The sequence below is a fragment of the Corynebacterium sp. KPL2861 genome (assembly GCF_040225475.1).
In the GTDB taxonomy this organism is placed as follows: domain Bacteria; phylum Actinomycetota; class Actinomycetes; order Mycobacteriales; family Mycobacteriaceae; genus Corynebacterium.
Genome location: NZ_JBEHFW010000007.1, coordinates 12,721 through 30,302, shown reverse-complemented (window position 1 = coordinate 30,302; position 17,582 = coordinate 12,721). Strand labels below are relative to the sequence as shown.

The 17,582-nt window shown below is 58.6% G+C and carries 18 protein-coding genes; 1 reads left to right on the top strand and 17 read right to left on the bottom strand.

Going from position 1 to position 17,582, the window contains the following annotated elements:
• Positions 1-8 precede the first annotated feature (8 nt).
• The 17 genes from ABRP84_RS06870 to rho all read right to left on the bottom strand — a co-directional run bounded on the left by ABRP84_RS06870 (position 9) and on the right by rho (position 15,388).
• Entirely contained in the window at positions 9-293 is a 285-nt protein-coding gene (locus tag ABRP84_RS06870) for an Rv1322 family protein (protein ID WP_237791990.1), read from the bottom strand.
• Entirely contained in the window at positions 293-985 is a 693-nt protein-coding gene (gene nucS / locus ABRP84_RS06865) for an endonuclease NucS (RefSeq protein ID WP_349853119.1), read from the bottom strand. Before nucS ends, ABRP84_RS06870 begins: the two co-directional genes overlap by 1 nt.
• A 21-nt stretch (positions 986-1,006) precedes the next feature.
• Positions 1,007-1,486: a DUF2550 domain-containing protein gene (locus tag ABRP84_RS06860; RefSeq protein WP_005280203.1), complete on the bottom strand. Its 480-nt coding sequence runs from the start codon at positions 1,484-1,486 to the stop codon at positions 1,007-1,009.
• Positions 1,487-1,668: 182 nt separating this feature from the next.
• Positions 1,669-2,043, bottom strand: coding sequence for a F0F1 ATP synthase subunit epsilon (locus ABRP84_RS06855; protein ID WP_023026361.1), 375 nt, complete (start codon positions 2,041-2,043; stop codon positions 1,669-1,671).
• Positions 2,044-2,053: 10 nt separating this feature from the next.
• Complete coding sequence (gene atpD / locus ABRP84_RS06850; RefSeq protein ID WP_349853118.1) at positions 2,054-3,499, bottom strand: F0F1 ATP synthase subunit beta; 1,446 nt, start codon at positions 3,497-3,499, stop codon at positions 2,054-2,056.
• Between the two features lie 3 nt (positions 3,500-3,502).
• Positions 3,503-4,492: a F0F1 ATP synthase subunit gamma gene (locus ABRP84_RS06845; protein ID WP_349853117.1), complete on the bottom strand. Its 990-nt coding sequence runs from the start codon at positions 4,490-4,492 to the stop codon at positions 3,503-3,505.
• A gap of 50 nt (positions 4,493-4,542) precedes the next feature.
• Entirely contained in the window at positions 4,543-6,183 is a 1,641-nt protein-coding gene (gene atpA, locus ABRP84_RS06840) for a F0F1 ATP synthase subunit alpha (RefSeq protein ID WP_349853225.1), read from the bottom strand.
• Positions 6,184-6,243: 60 nt separating this feature from the next.
• On the bottom strand, positions 6,244-7,059 hold the full coding sequence (locus ABRP84_RS06835) for a F0F1 ATP synthase subunit delta (RefSeq protein ID WP_349853116.1): 816 nt from the start codon (positions 7,057-7,059) through the stop codon (positions 6,244-6,246).
• Positions 7,060-7,065: 6 nt separating this feature from the next.
• The gene (locus ABRP84_RS06830) at positions 7,066-7,635 is read right to left on the bottom strand and encodes a F0F1 ATP synthase subunit B (protein ID WP_349853115.1); all 570 of its coding nucleotides are present in this window, start codon (positions 7,633-7,635) and stop codon (positions 7,066-7,068) included.
• A gap of 43 nt (positions 7,636-7,678) precedes the next feature.
• Positions 7,679-7,918 carry an ATP synthase F0 subunit C gene (locus ABRP84_RS06825; protein ID WP_005280196.1) on the bottom strand — a complete coding sequence of 80 codons (240 nt, stop codon included), beginning with the start codon at positions 7,916-7,918 and terminating at the stop codon, positions 7,679-7,681.
• Positions 7,919-8,022: 104 nt separating this feature from the next.
• Positions 8,023-8,823 carry a F0F1 ATP synthase subunit A gene (gene atpB, locus ABRP84_RS06820; RefSeq protein WP_005280195.1) on the bottom strand — a complete coding sequence of 267 codons (801 nt, stop codon included), beginning with the start codon at positions 8,821-8,823 and terminating at the stop codon, positions 8,023-8,025.
• 442 nt (positions 8,824-9,265) lie between these two features.
• A complete protein-coding gene (locus tag ABRP84_RS06815; RefSeq protein WP_349853114.1) occupies positions 9,266-9,697 on the bottom strand; it encodes a Cg1360 family ATP-synthase-associated protein in 432 nt (143 codons plus the stop codon).
• 10 nt (positions 9,698-9,707) lie between these two features.
• On the bottom strand, positions 9,708-10,883 hold the full coding sequence (locus tag ABRP84_RS06810; RefSeq protein WP_349853113.1) for an MraY family glycosyltransferase: 1,176 nt from the start codon (positions 10,881-10,883) through the stop codon (positions 9,708-9,710).
• Positions 10,884-10,897: 14 nt separating this feature from the next.
• A complete protein-coding gene (locus ABRP84_RS06805; RefSeq protein WP_023026353.1) occupies positions 10,898-11,566 on the bottom strand; it encodes an L-threonylcarbamoyladenylate synthase in 669 nt (222 codons plus the stop codon).
• Positions 11,567-11,598: 32 nt separating this feature from the next.
• Positions 11,599-12,432: a peptide chain release factor N(5)-glutamine methyltransferase gene (prmC, locus tag ABRP84_RS06800; RefSeq protein WP_349853112.1), complete on the bottom strand. Its 834-nt coding sequence runs from the start codon at positions 12,430-12,432 to the stop codon at positions 11,599-11,601.
• Positions 12,433-12,441: 9 nt separating this feature from the next.
• Positions 12,442-13,518 carry a peptide chain release factor 1 gene (gene prfA, locus ABRP84_RS06795; RefSeq protein WP_349853111.1) on the bottom strand — a complete coding sequence of 359 codons (1,077 nt, stop codon included), beginning with the start codon at positions 13,516-13,518 and terminating at the stop codon, positions 12,442-12,444.
• Positions 13,511-15,388 (bottom strand): transcription termination factor Rho, encoded by a 1,878-nt coding sequence (gene rho, locus ABRP84_RS06790; protein WP_349853110.1) that lies wholly within the window; start codon positions 15,386-15,388, stop codon positions 13,511-13,513. The genes prfA and rho overlap by 8 nt, the downstream gene beginning before the upstream one ends.
• 374 nt (positions 15,389-15,762) lie before the next feature.
• Between rho and ABRP84_RS06785 the strand changes: the two genes are divergently transcribed.
• A complete protein-coding gene (locus tag ABRP84_RS06785) occupies positions 15,763-17,550 on the top strand; it encodes a long-chain fatty-acid--CoA ligase (protein WP_034659269.1) in 1,788 nt (595 codons plus the stop codon).
• Positions 17,551-17,582: the final 32 nt, after the last annotated feature.

Below are 17,582 nucleotides of genomic sequence, written 5' to 3'. Positions count from 1 at the left end.
CCGCAAGTCTACCTTCGCTCCCAGCAATGCCGGTGCCAATGGCGGCGGTCATCACCCTGCCTTCCGGTATCGCGCGGCCAGGCGACGATGTGGGCCACCCCAGGCGGAATATTTTGGTTACACCCAGGGCAGATATAGAATTTTTGCGCCCGCGCGGAACCGATGTGCCGCATAATATAGGGCTCCCCGTGCGTCCAGCTGGGGCCCTCGACCGTCTGCGAACCAAAGAAGGTGGAGCCGTCCTTGGGCAGCGGCCGGAATTCCTGTGGTTTTCGCCTATTTCGCCGTGGCATTAAAACAACCGCAATTCTTTCGACTCGAGTCCGCGCAGCTCTTGGTAATCCAAAACCACGCAGCGGATGCCGCGGTCTTCGGCCAGCGTTCGGGCCTGTGGTTTGATCTCTTGCGCCGCAAAGATGCCAGATACAGGCGCGATTAACTCATCGCGATTCAATAGCTCAAGGTAGCGGGTCAATTGTTCTACTCCGTCGATGCCACCGCGACGCTTGACTTCTACGGCGATATTCCGGTTATCCGCATCTTTAGCCATGATGTCCACTGGGCCAATGGCCGTGGGATACTCGCGGCGCACGAGGGTGAAATTGGAGCCCAGCGTGTCGATCTTTTCGGCCAAAAGCTCCTGTAGGTGCGCCTCCACGCCGTCCTTTACTAGGCCGGGGTCTTCGCCCATGTCATAGGAGATATCCTCGTGGATTTCCGCGATTGTGATGCGCAATTGCTCACCCTTCGGGTTTTCCACTAGCCACAAGACCTCGCCGGTGTCATTGCCATCCACGTCCTCGATGGCGGATTCTTGCACCGTACACGGCGGCGTCATCCAATTCAGCGGCTTATACGCGCGGTCATCGGCATGAACCGATACCGAGCCGTCTGCTTTGACGATGAGCAGGCGGTCCGCCAAGGGCAGGTGGGCGTCGAGCCGTCCCACGTAATCAACTGAACAACGGGCGATTACTAAGCGCATGGCTACTACCCTAGCCTGTTGCTATTGGCGCTTGGACTGCCGGGTGGCTCGCTCTCGCAACTGCTTGTAGTCGAAGCGTTGTTGCCGCTTGGACGGCGCCGCCTCTACCCAAGCTTCGAAGGCCATGATCCCGCGGGCATCGGAAGCCAGCTCGTATTCCGCATCCCCGGTGCTAAAGTGCACCACCTCGGTGGCATCAGACATGAAAGAAGCCTCGTCATCATCCAAAGAACGAGAGTTCAAAATGGTGATGTCGAGGCGATTAAACCACAAGTTATAGCGTGGGAATACGGAGCGCAGCTTGAAGTATTCTACAACTTCTCCGGTATAGCGCAGCACGCCGTGGCGCCAAGAAAAGCTATCCTTCGCCGGCATTGAGCGCAGTAATACCGCGGTTCCCCGCGAGCGCAGAGTAAAAAATCGCAGGGCCGCCAGCAGGACTACCAGCAGTACCACCAACGCTAAGGCCCACAGGACCACCGAGATAACCGTTGAATTCATGGGCTCCACACGCCATCCTTGGTTAGTGAAAGAACATTTATTTGGATTGTAGCGCCTGATTCCGCTTCTGCGCCAATAAGAAAAGGCAAAGAAAACGTGAAAAGCGCACCGGATAAATTCCGGTGCGCTCTTCTGAGAGCAGGAAGGGCGGCTATTGCTGCCCTCTCCTACCAATCCAAGGTTTATTCAGCCTTTGCTGCGCGGCGAAGTGCACGCAATGCAGCCTCACCGCGGGACTTGGTGAGCTCATGAGCCGAAGAGGAGTCCTCTTCCGCCTTGGCCTCATCCACCTCATCGGACCAGATGGCCCAATCAGCGAGGACGGTAATCTTGTCCTGGGTAACGGAGAGGAAGCCACCCTGGACGGCGGCAACGCGCCGCGCGCCATCAACTGGGTGGATGGTCACTACGCCATTGTCGATCAACTGACCGATCACAGGCTCGTGACCGGGAAGCACGCCGATCTCACCCTCGGTGGTCTCAGCCGTCACTATGGAGGCCTGACCAGACCACAATGAGCGCTCGACGGAAACCAATTCGGCGGTGATGTCAGCCATGTGCCTCTCCCTACTTCTCGTTCAACTTCTTGTATGCAGCTTCGACGTCGTCCAAGCCACCCAAGCCGTTGAAGGCCTGCTCTGGGTAGTGGTCAAACTCACCGTTGCAGATGCGCTCGAAGGCATCGATGGTGTCCTGCAGCGGCACGTAGGAGCCCTCCAAGCCGGTGAACTTCTGCGCAACGAAGAAGTTCTGGCCCAAGAAGCGCTCGATACGGCGGGCACGCTGCACAGTCACCTTGTCTTCTTCAGACAGCTCGTCCATACCAAGGATGGCGATGATGTCCTGCAGTTCCTTGTTCTTCTGCAGAATACCGATGACGCGCTGTGCTACCTCGTAGTGCTTCTCGCCCACAATGCCTGGCTCGAGGATACGAGAGGTAGAGGTCAGCGGGTTCACTGCCGGGTAAATACCCTTAGAAGCAATGGCACGGTCCAGCTCGGTCGTCGCATCCAAGTGAGCGAAGGTCGTGGCTGGGGCCGGGTCAGTGTAGTCATCGGCAGGCACGTAAACGGCCTGCAGAGAGGTAATGGAACGACCCTTGGTGGAGGTAATGCGCTCCTGCAACACACCCATTTCATCAGCCAAGGTTGGCTGGTAGCCCACGGCGGAAGGCATGCGACCCAGCAGGGTGGATACCTCGGAGCCGGCCTGGGTGAAACGGAAGATGTTGTCAATGAACAGCAGCACGTCCTGGTTCTGCACATCGCGGAAGTACTCCGCCATGGTCAGGCCGGACAGAGCCACGCGCATACGAACTCCTGGTGGCTCGTCCATCTGGCCGAAGACAAGTGCGGTATCTTGCAGAACGCCCATCTCTTCCATTTCCAGGAAGAGGTCGGTGCCCTCACGGGTGCGCTCGCCGACGCCGGCGAAGACCGACGTACCGGAGAACTCGCGGGCAATACGGGTAATCATTTCCTGAATCAGGACGGTCTTACCCACACCTGCACCACCGAAGAGGCCGATCTTGCCGCCCTTAACGTATGGGGTCAGCAGGTCAATGACCTTAATGCCGGTCTCGAGGATTTCGGTCTTGCCTTCGAGCTGGTCGAACGCTGGTGGCTCGCGGTGGATGCCCCACTGCTCGCCATCGCGGCCGAGGCCCGGCTCATCGAGGCAGTCACCGAGGGCGTTAAAGACGTGGCCCTTGACAACGTCGCCGACGGGAACGGAGATAGGCTCTCCGGAGTCGACTACCTCGGCGCCACGGACGAGGCCATCGGTAGGTGCCATGGACACGGTACGAACGAGGTTGTCACCGAGGTGCTGAGCGACCTCGAGGGTGACGGTCTTTGCCACAGGTTCGAGCTTAATCTCGACGTGGAGTGCGTTGTACAGGGCCGGAAGTGCCTCGCGTGGGAATTCCACGTCCACCACCGGACCGATGACGCGCACGACACGACCGGCGACTGCCGAAGACTGTGCATTCTGCTCTTGCAGAGCTGTAGTCATAATCTAGTCACTTTCTGCGCTGTCAGATAGCGCGCCAGCGCCACCGACGATCTCTGAAATTTCCTGGGTAATCTGCGCCTGACGGGCCTGGTTGGCCACGCGAGACAGGTCATTGACCATCTCGGTTGCATTGTCAGTAGCAGATTTCATAGCTGTACGGCGTGCAGCGGACTCGGAAGCCGAAGCCTCCAAGAACATAGCAAACAGGATACGCGAGACGTACTGCGGAAGCAGCGCTTCCATCAGGGTATCCGCGTCCGGCTCGAACTCGAAGTCAGCGGAAATGTTTTCCGTCGGCTCCGGATCTTCCAGTGCGGAGTCACCCATCTCGTACTCCTCGCCCTGCACTACCGGCTCAACAGGCAAAAGCTGCTGCGCACGCGCGGTTTGAGTCAACATGGACTCAAACTCGGTGTAGACCACGTGCACCTGGTCGAAGCCGGTAACACCTGCGCCTTCACCTTCCGCATGCAGGCCCTCGCGGCCCTTGGTAGTGCCCTTCGAACCAGCAACGAAGCCATCGATCATGTGGCGACGCACATCGTGGGTGCCCTCCCAGGTTGGATCCTGAGAGAAACCATCCCAGCTGCCCGCTACCTCTTCCTCGCGGAAGTTGTAGTGGCCGATGCCCTTGCTGCCGGTGACGTAGCGAACTACCTCGTAGCCCTTACTTTCGAGGAGGGCCTTGAGCTGGGCTGCCTTCTTGAAGACGTTGTTGTTGTAGCCACCGCACATGCCTCGGTCAGAGGTGATTACGAGAATCGCGGCGACGTTGCCGTCTTCACGCTCGCGCAGCATAGGGTGCTCTAGCGTCGACGCTGCAGCCAACCTGTTCATGACATTGGTCAGCTCAATCGCATACGGCTGAGAGGCTTCCACCCGAGTCTGCGCTTTGGTAATGCGCGAGGTAGCAATGAGCTCCTGGGCTTTAGTGATCTTCTTAGTCGAGTTCACGGACCGGATGCGGTCGCGTAATTCGCGAAGATTAGCCATCGTTTCTCCTCCCTTCTTTCATATAGACGGTTAATTACGAGAGCTGAACTCTACTTAGCCGTCTTCCGGGAGACGTTGAGCTCGGTGTTTTTCACGTCGTTTTCGTCCAAAGGATCTACAGGCTCTTCGGTGCCCAAATTGTGGCCCTCGGAGGTGCGGAAGGTAGGAGCGAACTCCTTGGCTGCGGCCTCGAGTGCTTCCTTGGACTCATCGCTAAGCGCCTTGCCGCCGGCGATCTGCTCAAAGACCTCTGGAGTATTGGCGTTGAGGTACTCGTGCACCTCGACCTCGAAGCGGCGAACGTCTTCGACGGGAACGACGTCGAAGATGCCTGCCTCAGCGAGGTAGATAGATACCATCTGGTATTCCACCGGCTGCGGCGAGGATTCGGATTGCTTCAGCAGCTCGACCAGGCGGGAACCGCGCTCCAGCTGCGCCTTGGACGCAGAGTCAAGGTCGGATGCGAAGGCAGCGAATGCCTGCAGGTCACGGTATGCAGCCAGGTCAAGACGGAGGTTACCGGCAACCTTCTTCATGCCCTTGGTCTGTGCCGCACCACCAACACGGGAGACGGACACACCGACGTTAATAGCCGGGCGCACACCCTGGTTGAAGAGGTCGGACTCCAAGAATACCTGACCGTCAGTAATGGAAATGACGTTGGTCGGAATGAAGGCACTGACGTCGTTAGCCTTCGTTTCGATGATGGGCAGTGCGGTCATAGAACCGGCACCCATGTCATCGGAAAGCTTTGCAGCGCGCTCCAGCAAGCGGGAGTGCAGGTAGAAGACGTCACCTGGGTAGGCCTCGCGTCCCGGTGGCCGGCGCAGCAACAGCGAAATTGCACGGTAGGCCTCAGCCTGCTTAGTCAAGTCATCGTAGATGACCAGGACGTGGTTGCCCTGGTACATCCACTGCTGACCCAATGCGGCACCGGAGAACGGTGCCAGCCACTTGTAGCCGGCGGAATCAGAAGCTGGGGCCGCCACGATGGTGGTGTAATCCAGCGCGCCGTGCTCCTCAAGGGTGCGGCGCACGCTGGCGATGGTCGAGCCCTTCTGGCCGATGGCGACGTAAATACAACGGACCTGCTTGTCCTTGTCGCCGGACTCCCAGTTGGCCTTCTGGTTCAAAATGGTATCGATGGTCACCGCGGTCTTACCGGTTTTACGATCGCCAATGATCAGCTGACGCTGACCACGGCCGATCGGGGTCATCGCATCGATAGCCTTGATGCCGGTCTGCATTGGCTCTTCAACCGGCTGGCGCTGCAGCACCGAAGGTGCCTGCAACTCGAGGACGCGCTCCTCTTCGCTTTCGATTGGGCCCAAGCCGTCGATGGGCTGGCCCAGTGGGTTAATAACGCGGCCGAGGAAGTCCTCGCCCACGGGGATGGAAAGGACCTCTCCGGTCCTCTTAACCTCGTCGCCCTCCTTGAGGGACTCGTAGTTACCCAGGACCACGACACCGATGGAGTTGGTGTCAAGGTTCTGTGCGACGCCAATTACGCCGCCGGGGAACTCGAGCAGCTCATTCGCCATAACGGATGGCAGGCCAGAAACCTGCGCAATACCGTCAGCTGCCGAAATGACCACGCCGACCTCCTCACGGGAGGCCTCCGCGGAGTAGCTCGAGGTGTAGTTCGCAATCGCACTACGGATCTCGTCGGAGGAGATCGTCAGCTCCGCCATGTTCTTCCTGCTCTCGGTAGTATCTTCCAGCACTTACTTAAATCGTTTCTGTCGTTTCGGCTACACCATCTGGGCACGGAAGCGGGCAATCTTGCCTGCCGTCGAGCCGTCAATGATTTCATCGCCGACGCGGATGCGCATGCCACCGAGGAGGCTGGTGTCAACCTCAGAGTGAATGGACATCGCACGACCATAAATTTTGCCCAGCTTCTCAGCGAGTACTGCCTGCTGGCCTTCATTCAATTCACCCGCAGCGACTACGCGCGCGATGGTGCGATCCTGCAGGGCTGCTGCAGCATCGGCCAATCCGGCTATGTCATCGATTGGGTTCTGCTCTGGGCGGCTGATGGCCTGCAGCGCGAGCGCTTCAGTAAACATCGTCACCTTGCCGTAGAGCACGTTTGCCAGCAATCCGCGCTTGCGTGCGGATTCAGCAGTTCGATCGGAAAGCAGCTGGGTAAGCTCGCCCTCGCGGTCCAAAATCTGCGCCAAGCGGAAAAGCTCGTCTTCGACCTGGCCCAACTGGCCCTGTGCCTCGGCGGCACGCAGCAATGCGCGGCGACCCAAGGAAACAAGCCCGTTGACAAAGTCCTTCGGCGAAGACCATTGGTTCGCCGCTGCTTCCTGCAAGATGCTTAGCGCACCGGCAGAAACCTTGGAGCCAAAGAGATTCTCGGCCAAGGACTTGCGCGCTTCAGCCGGGGCTGCGACGTCAATGAAGGACACGCGCAATTCGCGGTCCCCATCCAAGACGTCGACGACCTCGAAAATGTCTAGGCCCGCTTGGACTGCACTAGCGACGTTCTTATCGCCAGCGAGGATTTCATCCACACGGGACTGTGAGTTCGCGAGTGCTTCGCGGCTAGCTGCCTTCATAGTTGCCTACTTTCCGGCCGGTGCCACAGAGTCGAGCTCGGACAAAAAGCCATCGATGGTAGAGGACTTCTTGGAGGCGTCAGAAAGCTCGCCGCCCAGAATCTTTTCTGCCAAGTTGATGGAGTTCTGTCCCATTTCGGAACGCAGCTCAGTAACAACCTGCGCACGAGAAGCTTCCAACTGCTTTTCGCCATTGGTGACGATGCGGCGGGATTCCTCTTCCGCTTGGCTCTTCGCGTCAGCCTCGATCTGCTTGCCGCGCTCACGCGCCTGCTCGCGGATCTCGGCTGCCTCTGCGCGGGCATCAGCCAGCTGAGCATTGTACTTTTCTAGAGCAGCCTTGGCCTCGGCCTGCTGGGCCTCAGCGCGCTTCATGCCGCCCTCAATCCGGTCTTCACGCTCTTCGAGCAACTTGGTGTAACGAGGAAGTACGAACTTCCAGAACAACCAGAGAATTACGATGAAGCACAGCAAAGACCAGAAAATGTCATAGTTCTTGGGCAGAAGAACGGAGAAGCTACCCGAACCTGGGTTCTCCTCGCCCTCTGCTGCAAGCAAATAAACGACGTTATTCATAGGTCTCCCGTCTTAAAAGTTTCGGTTTGGAAAACTCGTACTTTTAGAACAGGAAGCCGGCAACGAGGCCGATAAGGGCCAGGGCCTCGGTGAAGGCGATACCCAGGAACATGGTGGTACGCAGCTGGCCGGCCATCTCCGGCTGGCGAGCCATAGCCTCAACGGTCTTGCCGGCGACGATGCCGATACCGATACCAGGGCCGATAGCAGCCAGGCCGTAACCGATGGTGCCGAAGCCTTCGAACGTCGTAGCAGCATCCTGTGCCAGAATGATTTCGTTCATGGTGAAAGTCGTTCCCTTTCGTAAAAATCTTCAGTCCGAACCGGACCGAATGTCAGTGTTGTGTAATTAGGTGGATTACTCGGTCGCGCTCGTCGACCTCGCCCTTAGTGCGAATCAGCGTGCAAGGACAACTCAATGTACACCGCCGTCAACAAGGCGAAGATGTACGCCTGCAAGAAGATGACCAGAATCTCGAACAGGCTCATCGCCAAGCCCAAGACCACGGTCAGCCCAGACAGGACGGTCCAACCATTTAGCTGCCAGAAGAAGAAGTTCGTAGCAGAGAAGAGAAGAACCAGGATGATGTGTCCAGCAAGGAAGTTCGCCATGAGACGAATTGCAAGGGTAACCGGTCGCAGAATGAACGTAGAGAAGAACTCAATCGGTACCACCAAAAGGTGCAATGCCGGTGGCAAGTTCGGAATCACTACGGAGGAGCGAATGAACTTACCAAAGCCGTAACGCTTGGCACCGGCGTAAATCATGACGATGTACGAAACGGCTGCCAACACAATTGGCATACCAATACGACCGTTGGGCGAGACGTTCAGTCCCGGGATAACGGTCGCGACGTTCATAAACAGAACCGCGAAGAAGATGCTAGCGATAATTGGCAGGAATCGCTTTCCCTCCTTCTTACCCAAAATGTCCTCGGCGATATGGACGCGGACGAAGTCGACCGCGTTCTCGCCTACATTCTGAATGCCAGAAGGAACCAACTTAGGGTTCTTAAAGGCAGCCCAGAAAAGGATCACCACAATTAGCGTCATCAAAATGCGAATCAGCATCAGGCGATCAAGCGCGAACCATCCATCGGCGAAGTCGCCGAAAAACAGATGGTCGGCATCAATTTGCCCCGGGAAGAATTCTTCACCTAGATCGGGCGTATGGAAGTGCCCTTTCATAGCCAATGTTGTAACGCTCAGCGTTCTCTCCCGTGTTCGGGCCACACAGCCAATAGCTGGCCTCTGTGGTGCGATGGACGTCTCAAACTCTCTGCCTTGAACACGGACTCCGTCGCACATCAGCGTGAACAAGACAGGGATTTACCGTGCAGGATTCAAGCGCAACACTTAACCCCGCGGTAACCCGTTGCAAATCGTATCAGCTGGATCAACAGTTTTCGCACGTGGGGGCCCCATAAGCCACACCCGATAGCGCCATTTCCGTCTTTTGCCATACAAAACCGCGCTATTCCTGCTCAATTCACAAACGTGCATTTGATCACACCCTCGGGACAACACACCTCCTCGGGGGTGGCCATTTTCCATTAATGCCAGCATGCAGGCATAAAAAGACCGCCGCGCACCAGCCCAGCACGCGACGGCTTAGCCATCTCTTTCCCAGTTAAGACACGTAGGTAACCCTAGAAGTGACCACGGCCCAGACCTCGGTACCTAAGGTAACGATGAGCGCTACGACGACGGTGAGAAAGAGCGCCCACGTGTCATAGAAATCCATGTCCCGGATAATCGCCAGAACTCCGATGAGGACGATCAACTTGATAAGCCAACCGCCCAATACCACCGCGATGGTGGTGGAGGGCGTCGAGTGGGCGGTAAAGAGCACCGACAGCGCAGTAAACAAGACAAAGCCGCCGCCGAGGGCAGCGCCGACGAGAACGCCCCAGAGCCCGGCGACACCTTGTGCCCCACCCCAGACGGCGAGGGAAATGATGGTAAAGATGCCGAGGGCGGTAGCCCCCCTCTTCACGGCGCGCTGCAGCGGCAGGCGCGGGTCATCGAAATTAGCATTTTCCGTTGTGTCACTCACGGACATTCACCCTACATCACGCGCTCGGAGAGTCACGCACTACGCAATCATCCGACGACCTGAGACCAATCTTGCCCTGCCGCAGTGGAATCAGCGTCGCACCAAAGGCAATCAACAACGCCATGATGGACAGGCCGATTGCCACTGGGGCTGGCACGATGGAAAACGACACCGCACCAAAGGCAACCGCAGACACCCAGAGGTACAACACGAGCACGGTGCGCCGGTGCGTATGCCCCAGAGACAAAAGGCGGTGGTGGATATGTGCCTTATCCGCAGAAAACGGCGAGCGCCCCTGGGATAGGCGGCGAATTACCGCCCAGACAAGGTCTAAGACTGGAATAAACACCGCAGCGATCACCACGAGGATAGGTGACATAAGCGCCACCATGTCCACGGTGCCGTAGAGGGACATGTTGATCTTGCCGGAGGCGGAAGTGGAGGCCGCGGCGAGCAAGAGGCCGATAAGCATGGAGCCGGAATCGCCCATAAAAATTCGAGAGGGTTCAAAGTTATGAGGCAAAAAGCCCGCACACATCCCCACCAAAGCGGCACTGATAATGGCGGGTGGATACGCCGATACCGCCCCGCCTTGGTCATGCAGAACGGTGAGCGAAAAGACTAAAATGGCGCCGCCTGCAATGAGCCCAAGGCCCGCGGCTAGGCCATCGAGGCCGTCAACGAAGTTGATGGCATTGATGAGAAGGACCGTGAAAAAAGCGGTAAGGAGGGTGCTTTGAATCTGGTCAAGGACTACCGTGGTGCCGCCACCGAAGGGGATAAAGAGCAGCGTCCACGTGAGTCCCAAGCCACTCATAAGGGCGGCGGCAAAGAGCTGCCCAAAAAGCTTGATGAGGGCCCCGAGTTCCAGGTAGTCATCGGCAATCCCCAAAAGCACGATGGCCAGCGCCGCCCACAACACCGCACTCATCTCGGGGGTGACGGGCATAAACCCGCGAGTCAAGGCTGGAAGCTGGGCTGCGAGGAATATCGCCGCGCCAAAGCCGGTAAACATGGCGAGCCCGCCCATGCGGGGTGTGGGCTGGGAGTGGGAATCGCGCAGGCGAATTTCTGCCACCCGGCCCGTGCGGACCAAAAAGGATCGCACTACGCCGGTGGTCAGGTAGGTAAATGTCGCTGCAACGAGGATGACCAAGGCCAACTCGCGCAGCGGTACGCCAGTGCCGCTCACGCGAAATGCTCCTTCTATCCTTGGGGCCGTGTGCGCAACGAGTCAGCCGAGACGCCGAGGACCTCACCAATCTCTTCCGCGGATAATGCACCCTCGCGCAGTAGGAATGGATGGTCACCAGAGAGATCAATGATGGTCGAGGGCTTGCCGATGTCCGTTTCTCCCCCATCCAAATAAACGGTGACGGCCTTGCCCAATTGAGCCTTGGCCATTTGCGCGGTCGTCGGCGGTTGGTGTCCAGAAATATTGGCAGAAGAAACCGCCATCGGCCCTACCTCGCGCAAAAGCTCGATGGCAATCGGGTGAAGGGGCATCCGCAGCATGACGGTACCGCGGGTATCACCTAAGTTCCACGGCAGGGACGGGGCCTGAGGCACGACGATGGATAGTCCGCCTGGCCAAAAGGCTTCAACGAGGTCACGGGTGGAATCGGGATACGAGGCGACGAGGCCGCGCACGGTGTTCCAGGATCCGACGAGCACGGGAACCGGCATATCCGGCCCACGCTGCTTGGTGGCAAGCAGATTGGCTACCGCGTCATTATCGAAGGCATCGCAGCCCAAGCCATAAAGCGTATCGGTGGGCATGACCACAAGCCGCCCAGACTTGGCGGCCTTGGTGGCGATGCTCACGCCTTCCTCACGCTCAGTGTCATCGGCGCAATTATAAATTTTTCCTTGCATCAATAGTCCCCTTCTTGCCCGACGGTGATGCCTTAGTTTACCGCGCGCTGCGCGGTAATAAAGCGCGGCGTGCCAGTTAAGTCCTTAAGCGGAGCGATATGGGAAAAGCCACCGTGGTCACGCACCGAATCACACACTGCATCGCCAGTCGTATCGTCGTGTTCAATCGCCATGATCCCACCAGGCCGCAGAAGCCTGGCGATCGTGGGAATCAACCCGCGGATTACTCCCATGCCGTCATCGCCGCCGAAGACGGCCACGTGCGGATCGTGATACACCTCCGGCTGCAAATTCGGATCTTCCGGTACATAAGGCGGGTTGCTCACTACGAGATCGACCGTGCCATTCCAGTCCGCCAGAGTCTGGATGTCGGTCGCATCCGCCTGCACCACCTCTACCCCGGTGCGGTGGGTATTGGCGCGGGTGAACTCGAGGGCGGCATCGGAAAGCTCTACTGCCTTAACCTCCGCCTGCGGTACGTAATGCTGCAGGTAGAGCGCCAGCGCGCCCGAACCCGAGCACAAATCCACCATGCGCGAGCCTGGTGCGTGGTGGACCGCCCAATCCGCCATCACCTCCGTTTCCGGGCGCGGAATGAACACGCCCGGACCCACCTTCAAATCCAGGGGGCCAAACCACGCCGTACCCAGCACGTATTGCAGTGGCTCGCGCTGTTCCCGTCTGCGCAAAAGCGCCTCAAAGGCCACGTCAAAGCCGGGCATAGGTAGCTCATGCAGCGGAATATCCAAATGCCCGCAGTGAATGAGGTGAGAGATGAGGATGCGCGTATCCCACTCGGGGCTTCCTACCCCAGCAACGCGAAGGCGCTGCACCCCATAGCGCAGCGCCTCACCGTACGATTCCATCGACCGCTATTATCCCTCGGCCTCAAGGCGCTCGGCGCGTTCCTGGTCCTGCAGGGCCTTGATGAGATCCTGCATATCGCCGTTCAACACGGAATCCAGGTTATTGGCCTTATAACCAATGCGGTGATCCGTAATGCGGTTTTCGGGCCAGTTATAGGTGCGCACGCGCTCGGAGCGGTCCATAGTGCGCACCTGGGAGGCGCGCTGCTCGCCAGCCTCGGCCTCGCGGGCCTCGCGTTCCATCTGATCCAGGCGGGCCTGCAGCACCTGCAGGGCGCGGGCCTTGTTCTGGATCTGCGAACGTTCCTTCTGGCAGGTAACAATCAAGCCCGTGGGCAGGTGGGTAATGCGCACCGCGGAGTCGGTGGTGTTCACACCCTGACCACCCTTACCGGAGGAGCGGTACACATCGACGCGGATATCCTTGTCATCGATATTGACCGATTCCACCTCTTCCGGCTCCGGGTACACCAGCACTCCGGCGGCAGAAGTCTGGATGCGGCCCTGCGATTCCGTGACCGGCACGCGCTGCACGCGGTGGACGCCGCCTTCAAACTTGAATACGGACCACGCGCCATCGCGCGTCGGAGACTTAGCGCGGAAGGAAATGGTCATGTCCTTCACTCCGCCCAAATCGGATTCGTTAAGACCCAAGACCTCCCACTTAAAGTCGATCTTATCGGCAAAACGCTCGTACATGCGGGCCAAGTCGCCGGCAAAGAGCGCGGCTTCTTCGCCGCCGGCACCGGCCTTGATCTCCATGATGATGTCTTCCGAGTCCTGCTCATCGCGCGGGGCGAGCAGGTCAGCCAGCTTTTCTTCTAGCTCTTCCACAGATACCGCCAGGCGGTCCGCTTCTTCCTGGAAGTCGTGGTCTTCATAAGCCATCTCCTTGGCGTCCGCGAGATCCTCGCGCGCCTGGGTCAGCTCATTGTTGACCATGATGATGGGGCGCAACTCCGCGTACCGCTTGGACAGCTTGCGAAAAGCCTGCTGATCGCCGGCGATTTCTGGGTCGCCCATCTGCATTTCAATGCCCTGGTATTCCGACACAATGTCATCAACCATGGAAACTTGATTAGACATAGTCTTCCTCGTCCTTATCCGCAGCCATTGGTGCCGAAGAAGCCACCTGCATGAGGAACTCGCCATTCGAGCGGGTCTTCTTAAGCTGCTTGATCAACAGGTCAATTGCCTGGTGGGAATCCAGAGCCGATAGGATGCGGCGCAGTTTGGTCATAATGCGCGCCTCTTCAGGCACCAGCAGGAGCTCGTCCTTGCGGGTACCAGAGGGGTTAACATCCACGGCCGGGAATACGCGGCGCTCCGAGATCCCGCGGTCCAGCTTCAGTTCCGCGTTGCCCGTGCCCTTGAATTCCTCGAAGATGACGGTATCGCCAGTAGAACCGGTCTCCACCATCGCGGTGGCGATGATGGTCAGCGAACCGCCCTCTTCGATATTGCGGGCGGCGCCCAAGAAGCGCTTTGGCGGGTAGAGCGCATTGGAGTCCACACCACCAGACAGGATGCGGCCCGACGCCGGGGAGGAATTGTTGTAGGCGCGGCCCAAGCGGGTGATGGAATCCAGCAGCACCACGACGTCCTTGCCCTGCTCCACCAAGCGCTTGGCGCGCTCGATGGCCAGCTCGGAAACGGAGGTGTGCTCTGATGGCGGGCGGTCAAAGGTCGAAGAAATGACCTCGCCCTTCACTGAGCGCTGCATGTCCGTGACCTCTTCGGGTCGCTCATCCACCAGCACGACCATGAGGTAGCACTCGGGGTTATTGGTAGCAATCGCATTCGCGATGTTTTGCAAAATCGTGGTCTTACCGGCCTTCGGCGGCGAGACGATGAGCGCGCGTTGGCCCTTACCAATCGGCATGATCAGGTCGATAACGCGGGTGGTGAGGATCTTTGGATCCGTTTCCAAGCGCAGGCGCTGGTTAGGATACAGCGGCGTCAACTTATTAAAATGCGGGCGCTGCTTGGCCTCTTCAGGATCGATCCCATTGACGGTATCGACCTGCACCAACTGGTTGTACTTGCGGCGGTTGCGGCCATTGCCGTGGGTGTGGGTAGGCCCAGCCACCTTGACCTGACCGGTAATGGCATCACCAGAGCGCAGGCCCAGCCGGCGCACAATGTTCTTATTAACAAAGACATCCGCATCGCCCGCGCGGTACCCAGTGGTGCGCAGGAACGAGACGTTATTGTCTACGACATCCAAGATGCCGCCAACTGCCTGCAGCTCATCGCCCTCGCGTACCTGCAGGTCATTGCCGCCGCCGTGGTTATCATTATTGCCCCTGCCACCCCGCCGATTCCGGCGGTTGCGACGGCCGCGTCGGTTGCCGCGGTCAAAATTATTATCGTCATTGCGATTATTGCGGTGATTATTATCGCCGTTCTTCTCGCCCTGCTTGTCTCCCTGGTTATCGGAGCCATCCTGGGAGTCATCGCGGCGATCCTGGTGGCGATTCTGGTTCTGCCCCTCGCCCCGATTGTTGTCACCCCGGTTATTCTCGCCGCGGTTATTATCGCCTTGCTCTTGGCGCTCCTGGCGGCGGGCGCGGTTGCGGCGGGCACGGCGGGCCTGCGACCGCGACTCATAGCGCTGGTCGTCGCCGTTGTCCTTGCGGTCTTTGCCGCGGTTGTTCTGCTGTTCGCCGGATTTGCCGTTATCGCTCTCGCCGCGGTCATCCTTCTTGGACGGTTTATCTTTCTGCTTGGCAGGTGCCGCATCCTCAGCGGGTTTCTCGGCCTTTTCGGCCTTTTCTGCCTGCTCTATTTTTGCCTTCGCCTTTGCGGGAACCTGACCGGTTTTAATGGCGGTGATGAGATCCCCTTTGCGCAGGGCAGAGACGCCGCGAAGGCCGCGCTCAGCGGCCATTTTGCGCAATTCCGGCAGCTTCAGGGATGCGAGATCCTGTGCCGCGGTGTTGTCCGTATCGCTCACGGATATCCTTTCGTTGCTTGACCAGGTCCATAGTTGGGATCCGCCCTCCCCCACTTCAGGGAAGCTTGGGCGGGTGCACTGGAAGCCGATGTGTATTTTTCTTATCTTTTCGCCCTCGTGCCAAGGCGCTAGCGCACCCTGCCGGGCAATAAGTATGAGGCCTCTTCCGGTTACCTTAAGGGAAATCCCCCTTGTAGCCAGTACGCGGGGGCGGAAGAATTCAAGAAACGACTGTGGGCAATGTATAACGATGGGACCTGTCACTGGGCCCGATTGCATAGGATTGGGAAGATTTTCCCGCTTTCCTATCAGTCGAAGGCAATTATAGCGCATTCGCTTCGCGGTGAGTACTTGGACACCGCTACAGTGGAAGCATGCTTTCCACGATGATGGATATTCCCCTGTCTTTAACCCGTATTTTGGAATACGGCGCGTCAGTGCACGGCAATACCACTGTGACCACCTGGCACGGCGAGGGAACCGGGTCCGAGTTTGGCCCCGCAGAAAAGGTTACCTTCCGCGATATCGCTGCCCGCGCGGCAGCCTTTGCCCATGTTTTACACGATGACCTCGGCATTACCGGTGATCAGCGCGTGGGTAGCTTCATGTGGAATTGCGCCGAACACCTCGAGGTCATGTTTGGTTCCGCCTGCAAGGGCGCAGTTTTTACCCCGCTGAATAAGCAGCTGATGAATGACCAGATTCGGCACATCATCAGCCATGCCGAGGTCTCCGTCATCGTCTGCGATCCCCGGCTTGCCCCGCAGTTGGGCACGGTTTTAAACGGCGCGCCTTCCGTGCATTCGGTGATTTTTACCGGTTCCCAATCGCCGCAGCGCTTTGCCCACCACTTTCCGCGCGGCATCGAGTTTTATTCCTATGAGGCCCTGTTGGATGGCCGCTCTACCATCTACGATTGGCCCGAGCTCGATGAGCGCACCGCCGCCGCACTGTGCTATTCCACCGGCACCACTGGCGCACCGAAGGGCGTGTTATATTCCCACCGCTCGCTCTACCTCGAGGCCATGCAGCTGCGTTCCTCGGATTCGCTGTGCATTACCCACGGCGAAACCTTCCTGTGCTGCATTCCCATCTATCACGTGCTGAGCTGGGGCGTTCCCTTTACGTGTTTCATGACGGGCACCCCACTCGTGCTTCCCGATGCCGACGTCTCCGCCCCCACACTCGCCAAGGTCATCGCGGCCACGTCGCCGCGCGTGGCCCACGGCGTGCCTACCATCTGGATCCAGCTCTTCGTGCACTACATGCACAATCCGCCAGAGCGCATGACTCTGACGGAGATCTTCGCCGGCGGCTCACCTGTGCCGCCGCAGCTTATTAAGATGTGGGAGGAGCATTACGGTGTCGACGTGGTCCACGTCTGGGGCATGGTGGAAACCTCGACGGTTGGCAGCGTCGCCCGCCCGCCGCAGGGTGCCTCCGGCGATACCCGCTGGGCTTATCGCATCTCCCAGGGCAAGATTGCAGCTTCGCTGCAGTACCGCGTGGTAAATGACGGCCAAGTGGTATCCAAGACCGACCGCAATGCCGGTGAGCTCCAGGTGCGTGGCAACCTCGTGACCGGTTCTTATTATCATTCCCCCACCGCCGAGCCGGGCGAGGTGGCCTCCGAGTTCCGCGGCAAGCCGGTCGAGGCCGCGGAGTCCAAGTTCACCGCGGATGGCTGGTTGCGCACCGGCGATGTCGGATCTGTGACGAAGGACGGCTTCCTCACCGTTGAGGACCGCGCCCGCGATGTCATCCGCTCGGGCGGCGAGTGGATCTATTCGGTGCAGTTGGAAAACCTCATCATGGCCAATTCCGATGTGGTGGAAGCCGCGGTGATTGGCTACCCGGACAAGCAGTGGGTGGAACGCCCCCTCGCCGTGACCGTCTTAGATGAGAAAGCCTCTCCCACCATCGAAACGGCCGAAAAATTGCGCCAGAGCCTGCACAAGGAATTGCCCAGCTGGATGCTGCCGGAGTACTGGACCTTTGTAAAGTCGATCGATAAGACCTCAGTGGGCAAGTTCGATAAAAAGGATTTGCGTACCCACTTGGCCGAAGGCGAATACAACATCATCCGCCTCAAGGGCCCGGGTGAAGCGCAGCGCCTTGACGATATCGACGAAAGCGATTTTAACCGGGAAAACGAGGAATAATCCCCGGCCAGGTTGCGTTGTAGCTTGGTGTA